Source organism: Streptomyces sp. NPDC037301, from assembly GCF_055602785.1.
In genome coordinates this window covers 174684-190967 of the sequence record NZ_JBVJWD010000004.1, presented here as the reverse complement: position 1 = coordinate 190967, position 16284 = coordinate 174684, and the positions used below count along the sequence as shown (strand labels likewise).

General features: G+C 70.7%; 13 protein-coding genes. 8 read left to right on the top strand and 5 right to left on the bottom strand.

Going from position 1 to position 16284, the window contains the following annotated elements; genetic code table 11:
* Window positions 1-5 precede the first annotated feature (5 nt).
* A complete protein-coding gene (locus ACZ7IB_RS09595) occupies window positions 6-434 on the top strand; it encodes a pyridoxamine 5'-phosphate oxidase family protein (protein WP_470910793.1) in 429 nt (142 codons plus the stop codon).
* Window positions 435-560: 126 nt separating this feature from the next.
* Window positions 561-1553: a phosphotransferase gene (locus ACZ7IB_RS09590; RefSeq protein WP_470911176.1), complete on the top strand. Its 993-nt coding sequence runs from the start codon at window positions 561-563 to the stop codon at window positions 1551-1553.
* A gap of 25 nt (window positions 1554-1578) precedes the next feature.
* On the opposite strand, the gene ACZ7IB_RS09585 is transcribed toward ACZ7IB_RS09590, so the two are convergent.
* A complete protein-coding gene (locus ACZ7IB_RS09585; protein ID WP_470910791.1) occupies window positions 1579-3213 on the bottom strand; it encodes a protein kinase domain-containing protein in 1635 nt (544 codons plus the stop codon).
* 295 nt (window positions 3214-3508) lie between these two features.
* Here ACZ7IB_RS09585 and ACZ7IB_RS09580 point away from each other — a divergent pair, with 295 nt between their 5' ends.
* The 6 genes from ACZ7IB_RS09580 to ACZ7IB_RS09555 all read left to right on the top strand — a co-directional run bounded on the left by ACZ7IB_RS09580 (window position 3509) and on the right by ACZ7IB_RS09555 (window position 11145).
* Window positions 3509-5155 carry a protein kinase domain-containing protein gene (locus ACZ7IB_RS09580; RefSeq protein WP_470910789.1) on the top strand — a complete coding sequence of 549 codons (1647 nt, stop codon included), beginning with the start codon at window positions 3509-3511 and terminating at the stop codon, window positions 5153-5155.
* Between the two features lie 233 nt (window positions 5156-5388).
* Window positions 5389-6000 carry a hypothetical protein gene (locus ACZ7IB_RS09575; protein ID WP_470910787.1) on the top strand — a complete coding sequence of 204 codons (612 nt, stop codon included), beginning with the start codon at window positions 5389-5391 and terminating at the stop codon, window positions 5998-6000.
* Window positions 6001-6082: 82 nt separating this feature from the next.
* A complete protein-coding gene (locus ACZ7IB_RS09570; protein ID WP_470910785.1) occupies window positions 6083-6697 on the top strand; it encodes a PadR family transcriptional regulator in 615 nt (204 codons plus the stop codon).
* A 157-nt stretch (window positions 6698-6854) separates the two neighbouring features.
* Window positions 6855-7634 (top strand): ABC transporter ATP-binding protein, encoded by a 780-nt coding sequence (locus tag ACZ7IB_RS09565; protein WP_470910784.1) that lies wholly within the window; start codon window positions 6855-6857, stop codon window positions 7632-7634.
* Window positions 7631-10477, top strand: a complete 2847-nt coding sequence (locus tag ACZ7IB_RS09560; RefSeq protein WP_470910782.1) for an FtsX-like permease family protein — start codon at window positions 7631-7633, stop codon at window positions 10475-10477. The genes ACZ7IB_RS09565 and ACZ7IB_RS09560 overlap by 4 nt, the downstream gene beginning before the upstream one ends.
* A gap of 119 nt (window positions 10478-10596) precedes the next feature.
* Window positions 10597-11145 (top strand): bacterial proteasome activator family protein, encoded by a 549-nt coding sequence (locus tag ACZ7IB_RS09555; protein ID WP_114245465.1) that lies wholly within the window; start codon window positions 10597-10599, stop codon window positions 11143-11145.
* A gap of 118 nt (window positions 11146-11263) precedes the next feature.
* Here ACZ7IB_RS09555 and ACZ7IB_RS09550 read toward each other — a convergent pair whose 3' ends face one another.
* The 4 genes from ACZ7IB_RS09550 to ACZ7IB_RS09535 all read right to left on the bottom strand — a co-directional run bounded on the left by ACZ7IB_RS09550 (window position 11264) and on the right by ACZ7IB_RS09535 (window position 16273).
* Window positions 11264-12250, bottom strand: coding sequence for an NAD(P)H-quinone oxidoreductase (locus ACZ7IB_RS09550; protein ID WP_470910780.1), 987 nt, complete (start codon window positions 12248-12250; stop codon window positions 11264-11266).
* A 188-nt stretch (window positions 12251-12438) separates the two neighbouring features.
* Window positions 12439-13575: a potassium channel family protein gene (locus ACZ7IB_RS09545; RefSeq protein WP_470910778.1), complete on the bottom strand. Its 1137-nt coding sequence runs from the start codon at window positions 13573-13575 to the stop codon at window positions 12439-12441.
* Window positions 13533-15200 (bottom strand): molybdopterin molybdotransferase MoeA, encoded by a 1668-nt coding sequence (locus tag ACZ7IB_RS09540; protein WP_470910776.1) that lies wholly within the window; start codon window positions 15198-15200, stop codon window positions 13533-13535. The genes ACZ7IB_RS09545 and ACZ7IB_RS09540 overlap by 43 nt, the downstream gene beginning before the upstream one ends.
* A 224-nt stretch (window positions 15201-15424) precedes the next feature.
* Window positions 15425-16273 (bottom strand): NTP transferase domain-containing protein, encoded by an 849-nt coding sequence (locus ACZ7IB_RS09535; RefSeq protein WP_470910774.1) that lies wholly within the window; start codon window positions 16271-16273, stop codon window positions 15425-15427.
* Between the last annotated feature and the right edge of the window lie 11 nt (window positions 16274-16284).

The window sequence follows — 16284 nt, the reverse complement described above, 5'->3', positions numbered from 1 at the left end:
AGAGCATGCCCTCTGAGGAACTCCACGCGATCGAACTGCTCGGCCGCGTCCAGTACGGCCGGCTGGCGACGAGCATGCGGGCCCTCCCGATACTGGCGGTGGCCCGCCACATCGTGGTCGACGGCCACGTCGTCCTGCGGATGCACAGCGGCCTCGGCTACCACGAGGCCTGCGACGGCACGGTCGTGGCGTACGGAGCGGACAACTTCAACGCCGCGCCCTCGGGGGACGACGGCGAGCTGTGGTCCGTGCAGTTCACCGGCCCCGCCGAGATCGTGCACCCGACCCCCGAACAGCGGGAGCGCTTCGGCGCCGCGCCCGACCAGGTGAACGGGGAGCCCTTCGCCCCTGCCTACCTCGGGGTCGACCCGCACTTCGTCTCCGTGCACACCCTGGGCTTCCACGCAAGTCAACTGATCCGCAACGCAGCGTGATCTAACATCTGGCGAGTGCCGCGCTCATCTGTAACCCTTCCGTCTGCTCCGCCGGCCGGCGAGGTGCTGTGCTCGTCCATGCCCCGTTCGGCCGTGCCCCGCCCGCCCGTTCCCCCGGTGGACGAGGTGCTGCGCCGCTACCCGGATGCCGGTGAGCCCCTCACCTGCAAGCCCGTCACCCAGGGCCTGCTCAATCACGGCTACCGCGTCTCCACCACCCGCGGCTCCTACTTCCTCAAGCATCACCTCGACGACTCCACCGGCGACCGCGCCACGATCGTCCGCCAGCACCGCGCCACCCAGCGGCTGCAGTCACTCGGCGTGCCCGTCGCGCCGCCTGTGGAGGACACCGAGGGCGACACGGTCGCGGAGATCGGCGGCCGGTGCTACGCCCTGCACCCCTGGGTCGACGGACTGCACCGGGCCGGCGCCCAGCTCACCGCCGCCCAGTCGCAGCGGCTCGGAGCGCTGCTCGGGGCCGTGCACACCGGGCTCGAACAGGTCATGGAGGCGGGCACGGGACTCGCAGGGCGGTCCGGCGGCTATCGGAGCCCCGACCCCGCCGACACCTTCGTGCTGATCGACGACCTGCTGGCGGCCGCGCGCGGGCGCCGCCCCCGGGACTCCTTCGACGAGCTGGCCGAGCACCGCCTCCTGGAGCGGCGCACCCTGCTGGAGCAGCACGCCGACCGCAGGCCGCCCACCCCCGACATCCCGGCCACCGGCTGGGTGCACGGCGACTTCCACCCGCTGAACGTCCTCTACCGGGGCACGGAGCCGGTCGCGATCCTCGACTGGGACCGGCTGGGGGTCCAGCCCCGCGCGGAGGAGGCGGTACGGGCCGCGGCGATCTTCTTCGTGCAGCCGGCCGGGAAGCTGGAGCTGGAGAAGGTACGGGCGTACGCGGGGGCCTACCGGCGGGCGGCCGGGGCGGGGGCGGCAGAACTGGCCGCGGCGGTGCACCGGGTGTGGTGGGAGCGGCTCAACGACTTCTGGATACTGCGCTGGCGGTACTGCCTGCACGACCGAAGGGCCGACCCGCAGTTCCCTGCGGTGTCGGCCCTGGCGGTCTGGTGGACGCGTGAGTACGAGGCGGTGTGCGAGGCGTTCACAGGGTGAGGCCGCCCCGTGCGGGCCGTCCGGGTTAAGGGGTGCCCGCCGTGGTGCCGCCGGCCCCCGCGGACATGCCGGTGGTGGTCCCGGTGGCGGCGCCACCGGTACCGCCGTCGGCCGCACCCGTACCGCCATCGGCCGCACCCGTACCGCCATCGGCCGCACCCGTACCGCCATCGGCCGCACCCGTACCGCCATCGGCCGCACCCGTACCGCCGTCGGCCGTGCCCGTTCCCGTGCCTGCGTCGGTGCTGCCACCTGTGGCCGGTGCGGACGGCTTGGTCGACGGCGGCTCGGACGACTCGCTCGGTGTGACCGGCGGGGTGTAGCGCTGCTTCGGCGGCGTGTTCTGCTGGTCGCCGGTGGAGTTCTCCGGCTGCTGACTCTCCTCGCTCTGCTCGTCGCTCGGCGAGGGCGAACTCTCCGACTCGGACGGCGAGCTGGAGGTCTTCGTGGGCTTCTTCTCCTGCTGGTCGCCGTTGCTGTTCGCCGCGTTGACGGCGATGGCGACACCGGCCCCGATCGCGATCAGCGCGAGCACGACGAACAGCCACAGCTTGCCGCGGCCGCCACCGCCCTGGTGTCCGCCTTCGTAGCCACCGTCGTCGGGGTTCATCGGCGGCAGGATCGGGCCCTGCGAGGTGTCCCCGTGCTGCGGGTGGCTCATCGCCATCGTGCCCCCGGCGATACCCATGGCCGGGGTGTGTCCGCCTTCGTGCATCGCGACCGGGCCGGTGTTCCACGTACCCGTGTGGCCGCCCTGCACCTGAAGCATCTGCAGGCCGTACTGGATGAGGCCGCGCATCTCCTCGGCGCTCTGGAACCGGTCGTCCGGGTCCTTCGCGAGCGAGCGCATGACCAGCCCGTCCAGCTCCGGCGGCACCGCGTCCAGGACCTCGGACGGCGGGACCGGAATGTCCTGTACATGCTGATACACCACGGAGAGCGGCGTCTCACCCGTGAACGGAGGCCGCAGCGCGAGGAGTTCGTACAGCAGGCAGCCGGTGGCGTAGAGGTCGGAGCGGTGGTCGACGGCCTTGCCCAGCGCCTGCTCGGGGGAGAGGTACTGCGGCGTGCCCATGACCATGCCGGTCTGCGTCATCGTCGACTGCGCGCCGTGCAGCGCACGGGCGATGCCGAAGTCCATCACCTTGACCGCACCCGAGTTCGTGATGATCACGTTGGCGGGCTTGATGTCACGGTGCACGATGCCGTGCTGGTGCGAGTACGCGAGGGCTTCCAGCACCCCCGAGACGATGATCAGCGCCTGTTCGGGCGGCGGGGCCTCGGCATTGAGCAGGAGATCGCGGATGGTGCGGCCCTCGACGAGCTCCATCACGATGTAGGGGACGGTCTGGCCGCCCACGACATCCTCGCCGGAGTCGTACACGGCGACGATCGCATGGTGGTTGAGGCCCGCGACCGACTGTGCCTCGCGCGTGAACCGGGCCTTGGAGACCGGGTCCTCGGCGAGATCGGAACGCAGGAGCTTGACCGCGACCGTACGTCCCAGCCTGACGTCCTCGGCCGCGAAGACCTCCGCCATGCCGCCCCGGCCGAGCCGGTGGGTCATTCGGTAGCGTCCGTCACCGACGACGCCGCCGATGCCCCAGGAGTCGGTGCCATCCGAAACTCCGCCGCCGTTTGCTTCGGAATCGGGTGCCATCAGTCCTCGCCGTCGTATCTGTCCGCGCGTCCGCGGGTTCTCACGGTGTCTAGCTGCATTGCCACGTCACGCTACAGCCTCCGCCGGACACACCGTTTCCGAGAGGGACGGGTCATCCAACCGGCCGGCGTGCCGCGCGCGCAAATTCCATGCGCTTCCTGTAACGCTTCCGAGACTCTTCTTGTGCGTAGGGTCACGGAACGGGCACCTGGCTTGACGTGTCGTACCCCTCGGGCAGACTTGGCGCGTAAATAGGGATCATCGCGTCAGTCGCGCGCCGAGGGGGAAGCAAGTCATGAGCCAGGACGGCGCACACGGCGCTCAGGGGCGCTATGCCGGCGGTTCGGTCGCCGGCGGCCGGTACCAGCTTCGCGACCTGCTCGGCGAGGGCGGGATGGCGTCCGTATATCTGGCGTACGACTCCGCACTGGACCGCCAGGTCGCGATCAAGACGCTGCACACGGAGCTGGGCCGCGAGCAGTCCTTCCGTGAACGGTTCCGGCGCGAGGCGCAGGCCGTTGCCAAACTGCAGCACACCAACATCGTCTCGGTCTTCGACACCGGCGAGGACGAGCTCGGCGGCGCGCTGATGCCGTACATCGTCATGGAGTACGTGGAGGGGCAGCCGCTCGGCTCCGTGCTCCAGGCGGACATCCGGAATTACGGCGCGATGCCGGCCGACAGGGCGCTCAAGGTGACGGCCGACGTACTGGCCGCGCTGGACACCAGCCACGAGATGGGCCTGGTCCACCGCGACATCAAGCCCGGCAACGTGATGGTGACCAAGCGCGGTGTCGTGAAGGTCATGGACTTCGGCATCGCCCGCGCCATGCAGTCGGGCGTCACATCGATGACGCAGACCGGCATGGTCGTCGGCACCCCGCAGTACCTCTCCCCCGAGCAGGCCCTGGGCCGCGGGGTGGACGCGCGCTCCGACCTGTACTCGGTCGGCATCATGCTGTTCCAGCTGCTGACCGGACGCATCCCGTTCGACGCGGACTCGCCGCTCGCCATCGCGTACGCGCACGTCCAGGAGGATCCTGTCGCGCCCTCCACCATCAACCGGTCGATCACCCCGGCGATGGACGCGCTCGTCGCCCGCGCACTGAAGAAGAACCCGAACGAGCGCTTCCCGAGCGCCGCGGCGATGCAGGACGAGATCGCGCGCGTGCTGAACGCGAGCGGGCAGACGGGCGCCCCGGTGATCGTCGCGGGCGGCGGCGCGCCGTCGAACAGCGGCTCAGGCGTCGGCTCGGCGGTCTTCCCGCCGGTCGACCAGTCCACCCCGGCGCCGCAGAACGTCCAGACGCCGTACCAGCCGGGCCCGTACCAGTCGGGCGCCCAGTCGGGGCCGTACGGTCCGCAGACCCCGGCGCCCGCTCCGTCGTACGGCTATCCGCAGTCGGCTCCGGCGTACCAGAGCCAGGCGCCGATGTCCCCGATGCAGCAGCAGACCCCACCGCCCTACACGATCGCGCCGCAGACGCACTCCGGCTCCGCCGCGGGCGGCTCCAAGCGGAACATGCCGGTGATCGTGGGCTCGATCGTGGTCGCGCTGATCGCGATCGGCGGGCTGATCACGGTGCTGTCACTGAAGAACAACCCGGGTACGGACGGCAACAACTCCGCGAATGAATCGCCGGCCGCGAGCGAGCACAAGGATCCGGAGCGGAACCGGACGATGAAAACCGAGGACTGCACGGACGCGATGGAGGACAGCGACGACCCGAACAAGGTCAACGCACCGAGCTTCCTCTACAAGGACGTCCTCTCGGCGAAGGCGTGCGCGGACGCGGCGGGCTGGACCATCAAGAAGATCGACGTGCCGGGGAACGCCTACGCGGAGGACCAGGTCATCGACCAGTTCCCCACCTCCGGAACGGCCGTGCCCCAGAAGGGCGCCCACTTCGAGCTGCGCGTCGCGACGGGCGACCCGGCCTGACCGGAGGCGTACGCGGGTACACGGAAGTGACGGCCCGGTAGATGTGAGGGCGGGCTTCCCGGGCCGCATACGCGTGACGGCACCTCCTGAGGTCGCCACATATCCAAGATGCCGGACATATCGTCACATGTGACGCTGCCCTCATGGCTCAAGGACTTCTCCCCCCACGGTCCACGAAGTGTGTGGCCTGCCTCATATTGACGGCGGGCGCGGCGCTGGGGAACGCAACCGGCGTGGCGCACGCCGACCGGCGCACCCCCGGCGGGACGCCGGGGGCGGTCAGCACCTCGGCGACACCGCCCACGACCGCATCGGCCGGACCTTCCGCCCCGCCTTCCGCCACCCCCGATGCCGAACCGTCAGGCAAGGGTTCGGCCACTCCTTCGGCCGTACCGACGACCACTCCCTCGGGGGGCGCCTCGGCCGCCCCCGCACCTCCGGCATCCCCTCCGCCGCCCTCCGCGGCCTCCGGCTCCCCCTCGACCTCACCCCCCTCCGCCGCCGCGAACGCAGGGTCACCGCCTCCCGAAGCGCAGCCCCCGCTCGCCGGGCGCGAGGCCGGTGAGGGGCGGCTGCGGCCCGGGCGACACCTCCCGCCGTCGGAGCTCACCCCCGCGGACAGTTCGTTCGACGAGCCCGACGCGCGGCCCGCGGCGACCGACCCGGCGCCGGTGAACGCCGTGACACCGGCGGCGAGCACACCCCCCGAGGCCGGCCGACTCGCTCCACAGGCCCTCGACGGGCCGTCCGTGGAGCGGGTGCAGCGGGTGTCGCTGGGCGCGGGAATCGCACTGATAGGACTGGGGCTGGGTTTCCTGGCATTCCGTTTGCGCCGCCCGAACTGAGACGACCCACAGGCCTCCCACCAGCTCCCACACGCTCCGGCCGGGCTTGCATCGAACAACATACTCGGTATACATACTCAGTATGTCCATCCGCCACGGCCTACTGGCCCTGCTGGAGCGGGGGCCCCGATACGGCTCCCAGCTCCGTACCGAATTCGAGTCGCGCACCGGCTCCACCTGGCCGCTCAACGTCGGCCAGGTGTACACGACGCTGAGCCGGCTGGAGCGCGACGGCCTGGTCGCCCAGGACGACGAGGACGACCAGGGACACGCCCTCTACGCGATCACCGACGACGGCCGCACCGAGCTGCGGAACTGGTTCGAGACGCCCGTCGACCGCAGCAACCCGCCCCGCGACGAGCTGGCCATCAAGCTCGCCATGGCGGTCGGCGCGCCCGGAGTCGACATCCGGGCCGTCATCCAGTCCCAGCGCCACCACACCGTGAAGGCGATGCAGGACTACACCCGTCTCAAGGCACAGGCCCTCGCCGATGTCCCGGCCAACCGCGACGAGGTCGCCTGGCTGCTCGTACTCGAGCAGCTGATCTTCCAGGCGGAGGCCGAGGCCCGCTGGCTGGATCACTGCGAGTCCCGGCTGGTCCGCCTCGCCGAGGCCGCCGCCACGGAGCCGGAGCCGGAGGTACGTACGGCCAACCGCGCCCCGGCCCGTACCGCCCGCCCACGCGCCCGGCGCTGACCACCGACCACCCGGAAACCGGCACTGCCCCTCAGGCCATCACGTACGCACCGGGCGCCGACGACGGACTGCCAGATACACACCCGGCACCGGCCACGAACCGCATCGGTGTCCGGCGCCGGTCCCACAGACCCGTTCCAAGGGGGAACCACCCACCATGTCCTCGCGCGCCCCGTCCCGATCCGCGTCCTCGTCCGGTTCGCCGCTGTCGGCCGACGCACCGGTGCTCGAACTCCGAGCGCTCACCCGCACCCACGGCACCGGCATCGCCGAGGTGCACGCCCTGCGTGGCATCGACCTCTCCGTGCACGCCGGTGAACTCGTCGCCGTGATGGGCCCCTCCGGCTCCGGCAAGTCCACCCTGCTGACCATCGCGGGCGGTCTCGACACCGCGACCAGCGGCCAGGTCATCATCGAGGGCCAGGACATCGCCGGCCTCGGCCGCAAGGGCGTCGCCGCCCTGCGCCGCCGCAGCATCGGCTATGTCTTCCAGGACTACAACCTGATCCCGGCGCTCACCGCCGCCGAGAACATCGCCCTGCCGCGCGAGCTCGACGGAGTCTCCGTGCGCAAGGCCCGCAAGGAGGCGCGTGCGGCGCTGGAGGAGTTGAAGCTCCTGGAGATCGCCGACCGGTTCCCGGACGAGATGTCCGGCGGCCAGCAACAGCGGGTCGCGATCGCCCGCGCGCTGGTGGGGGACCGGCGCCTCGTGCTCGCCGACGAACCGACCGGGGCACTCGACTCCGAGACCGGCGAGGCCGTGCTCGCGCTGCTGCGCAACCGCTGTGACCGGGGCGCGGCCGGTGTGATGGTGACGCACGAGCCGCGGTACGCCGCCTGGGCGGACCGGGTCGTGTTCCTCCGGGACGGTTCGATCGTCGACCAGTCGCTCACCGCCGGCGCCGACTCGCTGCTGGCCGCCGAGGGCGCCAAGTGAGCGTCTTCACGGGCTGGCGCGCCTCCCTCCGCATAGCCAGGCGCGACGCGATGCGCGCCAAGGGCCGCAGCGCACTGGTGGTCGCGATGATCGCGATACCGGTACTCGGCGTCACGGCCCTCGATGTGACGTACCGCAGCATGGCGCCGACCGTCGCCGAGCAGCTGACCAGCGAAATGGGCTCCGCCGACGCGCTGTTCAGCGACGAGATGATGGGGCCCATAGAGCAGCTCCCCGATGGGGCGTTGAGCCACATCTACATGGGCGTGGACGACGCACCGCCCGTGGAGAACCGCGACCCGGTCGACATCAGCACGACGTTCCCCAAGGGTTCGCGGGCGATCAGCATCCAGTCCGTCCCTGCGAGTGTCACCACCCGGTACGGCGTCACGAACACCGACATCGTCGAGATCCGGACGTCGGACACGATGGCCCGCGGCAAGATCGACCTCGTGCGCGGCGCCTACCCGCACGGCAAGGGCGAGATGGCTGCCACGGAGCCGTTCCTGAAGACGACCGGGCTGCACGTCGGCTCGACCACCACCGTGCGCAACTCCGGCCGGACGTACACCATCACCGGTGTGGTCGAGCTGCCCAGCGAGCTGAAGACCGAGGCGCTCTACGCCGACCCCGGTGCGGTCATCGCTCCGTGGAAGGCCGAGGCCGACCGGGACAAGAAGGTGCTTCCGCCGAACGCCGGGTCCACGGACTGGCTGGTCAAAGGCCCCGCAGGGGTCGGCGTGACCTGGCCGCACATCGTGGAGGCCAATAAGTCGGGCGTGCTCGTCACGTCCCGGCAGGTCGCCCTCGACACGCCGCCGGACTCCGAGGTCCCGCTGATGGCCAGGAACCCACGCATCGCCGACAGTGGCTCCGGAGAGCTCAGCACGGCACTCGTCACCGTGATCGCCATGGCGGTCCTGGAGATCGTGCTGCTCGCCGGTCCGGCCTTCGCGGTCGGTGCGCGCCGCTCCCGCCGCCAGCTCGGCCTCCTCGGCACCTGCGGCGGAGACAGGCGCCACGTCAGGGCCGTGGTGCTCGGTGGCGGTCTGGTGCTCGGTGGCATCGGAGCGGTGGCGGGGGTCGTGGTCGGCCTCGGGCTCACCGCGGCCCTCCAGCCCGCGATCGAGAACTGGGCCGGAAACCGGTTCGGCTCTCTGACGATGCCGCCGCTGGAGTTGCTGCTCATCGCCGCGATCGGCCTGATCACCGGTTTGCTGGCGGCATTCGCCCCGGCGATCGTGGCGAGTCGGCAGTCCGTACTGGAGTCGCTCACCGGACGACGCGGCGTCCGCCGCTCCTCCCGGGTGCTGCCCGTCCTGGGCGCCTGCGTGCTGGCGTTCGGTGCAGCGATCGCCCTCTACGGCGGCACCAGCGGGAATTCGACACTGGTCGCCGGCGGCTCGATGGTCGCCGAACTCGGGCTGCTCGCCTGCATCCCGGTGATCGTCGGCTTCCTCGGGCGACTCGGCAGGAGGCTGCCTCTCTCGCCCCGGATGGCGCTGCGCGACGCCGCCCGCAACCGCGGTCGTACCGCTCCCGCCGTCGCCGCGGTGATGGCGGCGGTCGCGGGTTCGGTGGCCATCGCCACGTATACGTCCAGCTATTCCGCCGAGCTCGAGTACAACTACACCCCCTACATCACCAGGGGGACCATCGTCGTCTCGTCCTCCGACGAGAAGGCGGCCGAGCACCTCCCGCTGGCACGGACCGCGGTGGAACGGAACATGGCCGTCACCAGCGGGCACGCGGACTTCCGACGGGTCTGGGCAGGCAGTGACTGCAACAACTACGAGGAGAACCACTGCGGCTCGCTGGAACTGGTCAAGCCCACCGGCAAGGCCCACAGCTGCCCGCTCACCCGCAAGGGGGCCAAGGAGCTCGCCGCACGGCTCTCCGCCGACGAGCACAGGAAGCTGATGCGTTCCCCCGCCTGCCTCACCGACCTGATGGCGTCGGGTGTCTTCAACACCGATGAGAGCAACATCGTCGTCGCGGACGCGGACCTGCTCGACACGTATGTGAGGCTCGACGATCCCGCAGCCGCCAAGGCACTGTCCGCGGGCACACCGGTGCTGCTCAACCCGGTGTACGCGGAGAACGGCGAGGTCACCGTCAAGGCGGTCCACCAGTACAGCGAGAAGGACAAGAAGTACGGGAAGCAGCACCCGGGCAAGACGCGGACCACCATGGACAGGCTGAAGGTGTACGTGGCCCCCGCGAAGTACGCCGCCACCCCTGGAATCCGCATGATCCTTCCGGCGAAGACCGCAGAGCGGCTCGGCCTGCACACCAGGGCGTCCGGGAGCGTGTATGCCGTCGCCCATGCGCCGACGGCCGCCGAGGACCAGCGGGCTTCCGGTGCCATCGAGCAGGCCGGCGGCGGCATCTGGGTGCAGTCCGATTACGGCCTCAGCCGGGGGCAGGACACCGTCCTGTTGATCCTGACCCTGTTCGCCGGCGTGGTGACCCTGGGCGCGGCCGCGATCACTACGGGCCTGGCCAAGGCGGACGCGGAAGCCGATCTCAACACTCTCAGCGCGGTGGGTGCCCCTCCGAGCGTGCGGCGGAAGCTGTCCGGCTTCCAGTGCGTGGTGGTGGCGCTCACGGGTGTGGTTCTCGGCACACTGGCAGGCCTGGTGCCCGCGGTGGCGCTGCGCCTCGTCGACCTGCGGGAAGCGCTGAAGACGATGCGGCTCGATCCCACGCAGTCGGCGTACACGCCGATCGTGCTGCCCTGGGCGACCATCGGCCTGCTCGTCGTGTGCATTCCGCTGCTGGCCGGGGTGCTCGCGGCGGCGTTCACGCGGTCGCGCCTGGCTCTGGCGCGGCGGGCCGGATGATGACGCGGGTGGTGCGGTCAGTGGCCTGACCGGCTGATTCGGTGCCCTCGAAAACGGTGGATCAACCGTTTGCGGGGGCACCACCGTGTTGTACGGCAGGTGTGCGAGACAATGGCGCCATGGAGATGCCGAGGAATGAACGGTCGCAGGAGCACCCCCAAGTCCTCGTGGTGGGGCAGGACGGCATGGCGATCGGCGGCGGTGGCACTGACGACGAATCGCGTGAGGTCCCGGTGACGGAGATGGTCGAACAGCCCGCGAAGGTCATGCGCATCGGCAGCATGATCAAGCAGCTCCTGGAGGAGGTCAGGGCGGCTCCTCTCGACGAGGCGAGCCGGGTCAGGCTCAAGGAGATCCACGCAAGTTCCGTGAAGGAGCTGGAGGACGGCCTCGCACCGGAGCTGGTGGAGGAGCTGGAGCGGCTCTCCCTGCCGTTCACCGAGGAGTCGGTGCCCTCCGAGGCGGAACTCCGGATTGCACAGGCCCAGTTGGTGGGCTGGCTGGAGGGCCTCTTCCACGGCATCCAGACGGCGCTGTTCGCCCAGCAGATGGCGGCGCGGGCCCAGCTGGAGCAGATGCGCCGCGCCCTTCCGCCGGGAAGCGGGCACGAGGACGAGGACGGCAGCGGGGACCACCACGGGGCCATCCGGTCGGGCCCGTATCTCTAGTCCGTACATCGCAATTGGTTCGTACACCTCGATCACGTAGCAACACCGAGGCCCGGCGCACATGGTCGACGACCTGTGTGCCGGGCCTCGTTGCGTGTGCTCGGCGGCGGGGCGCGTGTCAGCCCGCCGAGGTCTGCAGAAGCACCTTTCCGATGTGCGCGCCGGACTCCAGCACCCGATGTGCCTCGGCGGCATCGGACATCGGCAGCGTGCAGTGCACGATCGGCCGGACGACACCGTCGGCGATCAGCGGCCAGACGTGCTCGCGTACGGCAGCGACGATGGCGGCCTTCTCGGCGAGCGGACGGCCACGCAGCGAGGTCGCGGTGATGGCGGCCCGCTTGTGCAGGAGGGCGTTCAGATTCAGCTCGCCCTTGACGCCGCCCTGGAGGCCGATGATGGCAAGCCGGCCGTTGACGGCGAGGGCCTTCACGTTCCGGTCCAGGTACTTCGCACCCACGATGTCGAGAATGACATCCGCACCGGCCCCGTCCGTCGCCTTGCGCAGCTCCTCGACGAAGTCCTGCTCCCGGTAGTCGATCAGGATGTCGGCCCCGAGCTCCGCACAGCGCGCGAGCTTCTCCGGTCCGCCCGCGGTCACCGCGACCGTTGCGCCCACCGCCTTGGCGAGCTGGATCGCCATCGTGCCGATGCCACTGGACCCGCCGTGCACCAACAGCGTCTCACCGGGGCGCAGATGGGCCACCATGAACACGTTCGACCAGACCGTGGCCGTCACCTCGGGCAGCGCCGCGGCCAGCGTCAGGTCGACTCCGTCCGGTACGGGCAGCAGCTGCCCGGCGGGCACGGCGACCTTCTCCGCGTAACCGCCGCCTGCGAGCAGCGCACAGACCTCGTCGCCTACCGACCAGCCGGTGACACCGGGACCGATCGCCGAGATGCGGCCCGCGCACTCCAGGCCCGGGTACGGGGAGGCGCCGGGCGGCGGGTCGTAGAACCCCTGCCGCTGCAGCACGTCGGCGCGATTGACCGCGCTGGACACGACATCGACGAGAACCTCGCCCTCGCCGGCTACCGGATCTGGCACCTCGGCCCATACGAGCGCTTCGGGACCACCGGGTTCGGGGATCGTGATCGCATACATGGCGGCGAGGCTACTCCGTGGCGCGGGCCGGGCGACGCCATGGCTCCGGGAGTCCGGGCGACACCATGTGGACTGGCCGGGCGACACCTTGGACGGCGGGCCGGGCGACACCGTGGACGGCGGGCCGGGCCGACGGAGGCGAACCGTGCCGGCGCGATGCCTGGGCTACGGGCACGGCGCGAGGCCCGCTACGGACGCGGCGTGCCCGTAGCCGGGTTGCTCAGCGGTGGTTCGTTGGAGGCACGCACGATGGTGATCAAACGGTCCGTCAACTGCAGCGGACTGGCAGCCGGATCGTCGTATCCGATCAACCGATGGCCCCGCAACACGCTGACCACGAGATCGTCGGTCTCCCGGACGCTCTTGCCCACCTCGGCCTTTATCACCGGCCGTTCGACGAGATCGAGACCGCTGCCCTGTTGGATCAGGTCCTCCATCACCGTGCCCGCGCTGGGGCTGAGGACGGAGAGGCCGAGCAGCCGGCCCGCCGCGCTGGCGCTGGTGATCACAGCATCGGCACCGGACTGCCGGAGCAACGGGGCGTTCTCCTCCTCGCGCACCGCGGCCACGATCTTCGCGCCGCGGTTGAGCTGGCGCGCCGTCAACGCCACCAGCACCGCCGTGTCGTCGCGCTGGGTGGCGATGATGATCTGACGCGCCTTCTGGAGCTCGGCGCGCAACAGCACCTCACTGCGCGTCGCGTCGCCGACCACACCCACGAACCCTTCGGCGTTGGCGATCTCGATCACCTTGGTCGCCGGGTCGACGATGACGATCTGTTCCTTCTTCAGGCCGGTGGCCCGCAGGGTCTGGATGGCCGAACGGCCTTTCGTGCCGAAGCCGACGACAACGGTGTGGTCACGCAAGTTGGTTCTCCAACGCTTCAGCCGAAAGTCCTCCCGGGTCCGTTCCGTAAGGACCTCGAGAGTGGTACCGACCAGGATGATCAGGAAGAGCACCCGCAGCGGTGTCACAAGCACCACATTGGTGAGCCGGGCGACGTCCCCGTACGGGGTGATGTCGCCGTACCCGGTGGTGGAGAGGGTGACCGTCGCGTAGTACACCGCGTCCAGCAGGTCGACGTTGCCATCGGCGGCGTCGTGATATCCACTGCGGTCGAGCCAGACGATCAGCACGGTGACGGCAAGCACCATCAACGCCATCATCAGCCGCTTGGCGACCTGCCGCGCCGGTCCTTGGACGACCCTGCGCGGGAGCTGCACCCGCGTGGGCGCGACATGCTCGTCGGCGCGCCTGGCCATCGCATCGTGGCCGGGAAGTTTCACGTGAAACACCCTTCCGTCCACGGCGTCGCCGAGGCCCACGGCAAGTCGAGGATCTCCACCTCGGTGCCGGACCGTACCCCGCCCGGTGGTACGACGGCCAGCCCGTCCGCCGCGGCAATTCCCCGGAGCATCGCCGGACCGTTGTAGTGCAGCGGTACGACGTGCTCGGCGCCGCTGCCGGTTCCCGTGTCGCCGAGGTAGCCGGCGCTGTCGCTGGTACTGCCTGTGCGGTGGACAACAGGCACCAGACGGGTGTCGTGCGGGTGCCCGTGCACCTCGTCGCGTACGACGACCCGGTACGGCGTCTCCGGCATAAGGCCGGCCAGCCCGCGGAGCAGCGGTTCGGCGAGCGTGAGGAGCCCGGAGACGGCGGCCAGGGGATTGCCGGGCAGTCCGACGAGATACCGGTCCACGTCTGAACCCTCCGTCTTGAGCCTGGCCAGCAGCATCGGGTGACCGGGGCGGACCGCGACGCCGTCGACCAGCAACTCGGCCCCGATCTCGGCAAGGACCGGGTGGACGTGGTCGACAGGGCCCGAGGCGGTACCGCCGGTGGTGACGACCAGATCGGCGTCCGAGGTGGTGAGGGCGCGCCGAAGGGCCGTCGCGTCGTCGCCGAGGCGCTGTGGGGCGGAGACCTCGGCGCCCAGCGCTCGTACCCAGGGGCCGATCATCGGGCCCAGCGCGTCGCGGATCAACCCGTCGTGCGGCAGACCGCTGGTCAGCAGTTCGTCACCGAGGACGAGGACATCGACGCGAGGGCGGGGGACAGTGACGAGCTCGTCGTACCCGGCAGCGGCGGCCAGACCGAGGACAGCGGGCGTCACCAGGGCCCCGGCGGGAAGGAGTTGATCGCCGGAACGGCATTCCTGGCCACGAGGCCTGATGTCCTGTCCCGGGAGCACCCGCTGCTTCGCGTGGAGCAGCCCCTTGGCCTCGTCCACGTGAGCGTGTTCGCTGCGGATCACGGCGTTGGCATCCGCCGGGATGCGGGCGCCGGTGGCGATCCGTACGGCATCGCCGTCGGGGAGTGCGGCGGGCGTGCTGTGCCCGGCAAGGATGCCCAGATCCTGGCCAGGGCGCGGACCCGCACCCGCGTCCCCGGAACCCTTCTCCTTTCCTGCTCCTTCGACCTCGCGGATGGTCCACGGACCCGGTCCGGTGACGACCCAGCCGTCCATGGCGGAGGTGTCGAAGGACGGCAGATCGGTGAGCGCCACGAGCGGCTCGGCGAGTACATGTCCGAGCGCCTGGTCGAGGGGCAGTCGCCGGACGCGGGCGGGAGCGTTCCGGCCCGACCGTACGGCGAGGGCGCGCGCCTCCCGCCAGGGTGCAGCCCGCCTGTTCCGGTCACGCTCGTGGGGCCGGCCGGTGCTCTGGTTCGGGGGCGGGAACTGGGATGCGGACGCAGATCTCTTCGTGGGGTGGGGCCGGTCCCTGGCATTCGGCTGCCCCGAGGAGCCGGAGTCCAGGAAGTGGGGCTGATCCGCGGAGTGGAGCTGATCCGCGGACTGAGGCCGACGTGCGGGGTGGGGCTCACCCGACGACTGGCGCCCGACCAGAGCGAGGGCCTGTTCAACAGCCCGGTCCTCCTCGGCAGCCCGCAGCTCCTCCGGGGTCGGGCGCCGACCCGCCGTTGCAGGACGGTCGCTCGCCGACGACAAGTTGTCCCCTGACGACGGGCTGGCCGCCGAAGACGGACTGACCGTCGAGGATGAGTCGGTGGCCGACGGCCGATCGCCCGCATCCAGCCCTCGGCCGGCCGACGCCGGACGGTCACGGGCCGAAGACCCGACACCTGCCGAGGGCCCCACGCCCGCCGAGGACCCGACGTCCATCGACGCGACGTCGGCCGCCGGAGGTGGGTCGGACCTGCCGTTATGGGCTGTCATTGCGTCTCGTTCTCGTCCGCCCACCGAAGTGCGAGCGCGGCAGCCTTGCGGGCGGCCTCGGCCACCGCCGCCGGTCCGTCGCCATCGCTGCTTGCCTTCGCCGCCGCGTACCCGACCAGGAAGGTCGTCAGGGGCGCGGCGGGCCGGGCGACGCCGTGGGCGGCGTCACGGGCGAGATCGAGCAGGACGTCGGTGTCGACGTCGAGTTCGATGCCCAGTTCGTTCTTGACTGCGTTGATCCATTCGTCCAGCACGGTCCCATGCTCTCTGATACGGGCCCGGGCCGACGCGATGTCCTCCCAGGTGTCACAGTCGAAGGAGACCAGCGGGCCGGCCTCCACCCGGGCAAGGTCGAGTTCATTCGTCAGCAACCGCAAGGGGAGTCCGGACAGACTGCCGTGCTCGGTGGCGAGCAGGGCAAGCTCGCGACGCAGCGGTTCGGCACGGTACACGGCGACGAGAGGCTGGTCACGACCGCCCTGATCGGTGCACAGGGCCCCCTCCTGCTGCCCCTCACCGGCGGCGGCCAGCAGCGCTCCGACCGTGCTCTCCCCGAGGAACGGCAGATCGGCGGAGAGTACGAGAACCCAGTCCGCCGCGGTGCGCCGGACCCCGGCATCGAGCGCGGCCAACGGGCCGCCGCCCTGTGGTTCTTCCCGCGTCCAGGTCACTGCGCGCACGGTGGGCCGCCGCCCGCCCACCACCACGGTGGTCGAGGCATCGGCGCAGGCCGCCAGCACCCGGTCGAGCAGCGCGCGGCCACCGACCCGGATTCCGGGCTTGTCGGCGCCGCCGAGCCGCTTGGCGGCCCCTCCGGCAAGGACGATGGCGTCATACGCGGTCATGCATCCGAGTA

Coding starts and splice junctions, on each gene's coding strand:
- ACZ7IB_RS09595 (WP_470910793.1), top strand. CDS start 6: ATGCCCTCTGAGGAACTCCACGCGATCGAACTGCTCGGCCGCGTCCAG.
- ACZ7IB_RS09585 (WP_470910791.1), bottom strand. CDS start 3,213: ATGGCACCCGATTCCGAAGCAAACGGCGGCGGAGTTTCGGATGGCACC.
- ACZ7IB_RS09580 (WP_470910789.1), top strand. CDS start 3,509: ATGAGCCAGGACGGCGCACACGGCGCTCAGGGGCGCTATGCCGGCGGT.
- ACZ7IB_RS09570 (WP_470910785.1), top strand. CDS start 6,083: ATGTCCATCCGCCACGGCCTACTGGCCCTGCTGGAGCGGGGGCCCCGA.
- ACZ7IB_RS09565 (WP_470910784.1), top strand. CDS start 6,855: ATGTCCTCGCGCGCCCCGTCCCGATCCGCGTCCTCGTCCGGTTCGCCG.
- ACZ7IB_RS09555 (WP_114245465.1), top strand. CDS start 10,597: ATGGAGATGCCGAGGAATGAACGGTCGCAGGAGCACCCCCAAGTCCTC.
- ACZ7IB_RS09550 (WP_470910780.1), bottom strand. CDS start 12,250: ATGTATGCGATCACGATCCCCGAACCCGGTGGTCCCGAAGCGCTCGTA.
- ACZ7IB_RS09535 (WP_470910774.1), bottom strand. CDS start 16,273: ATGACCGCGTATGACGCCATCGTCCTTGCCGGAGGGGCCGCCAAGCGG.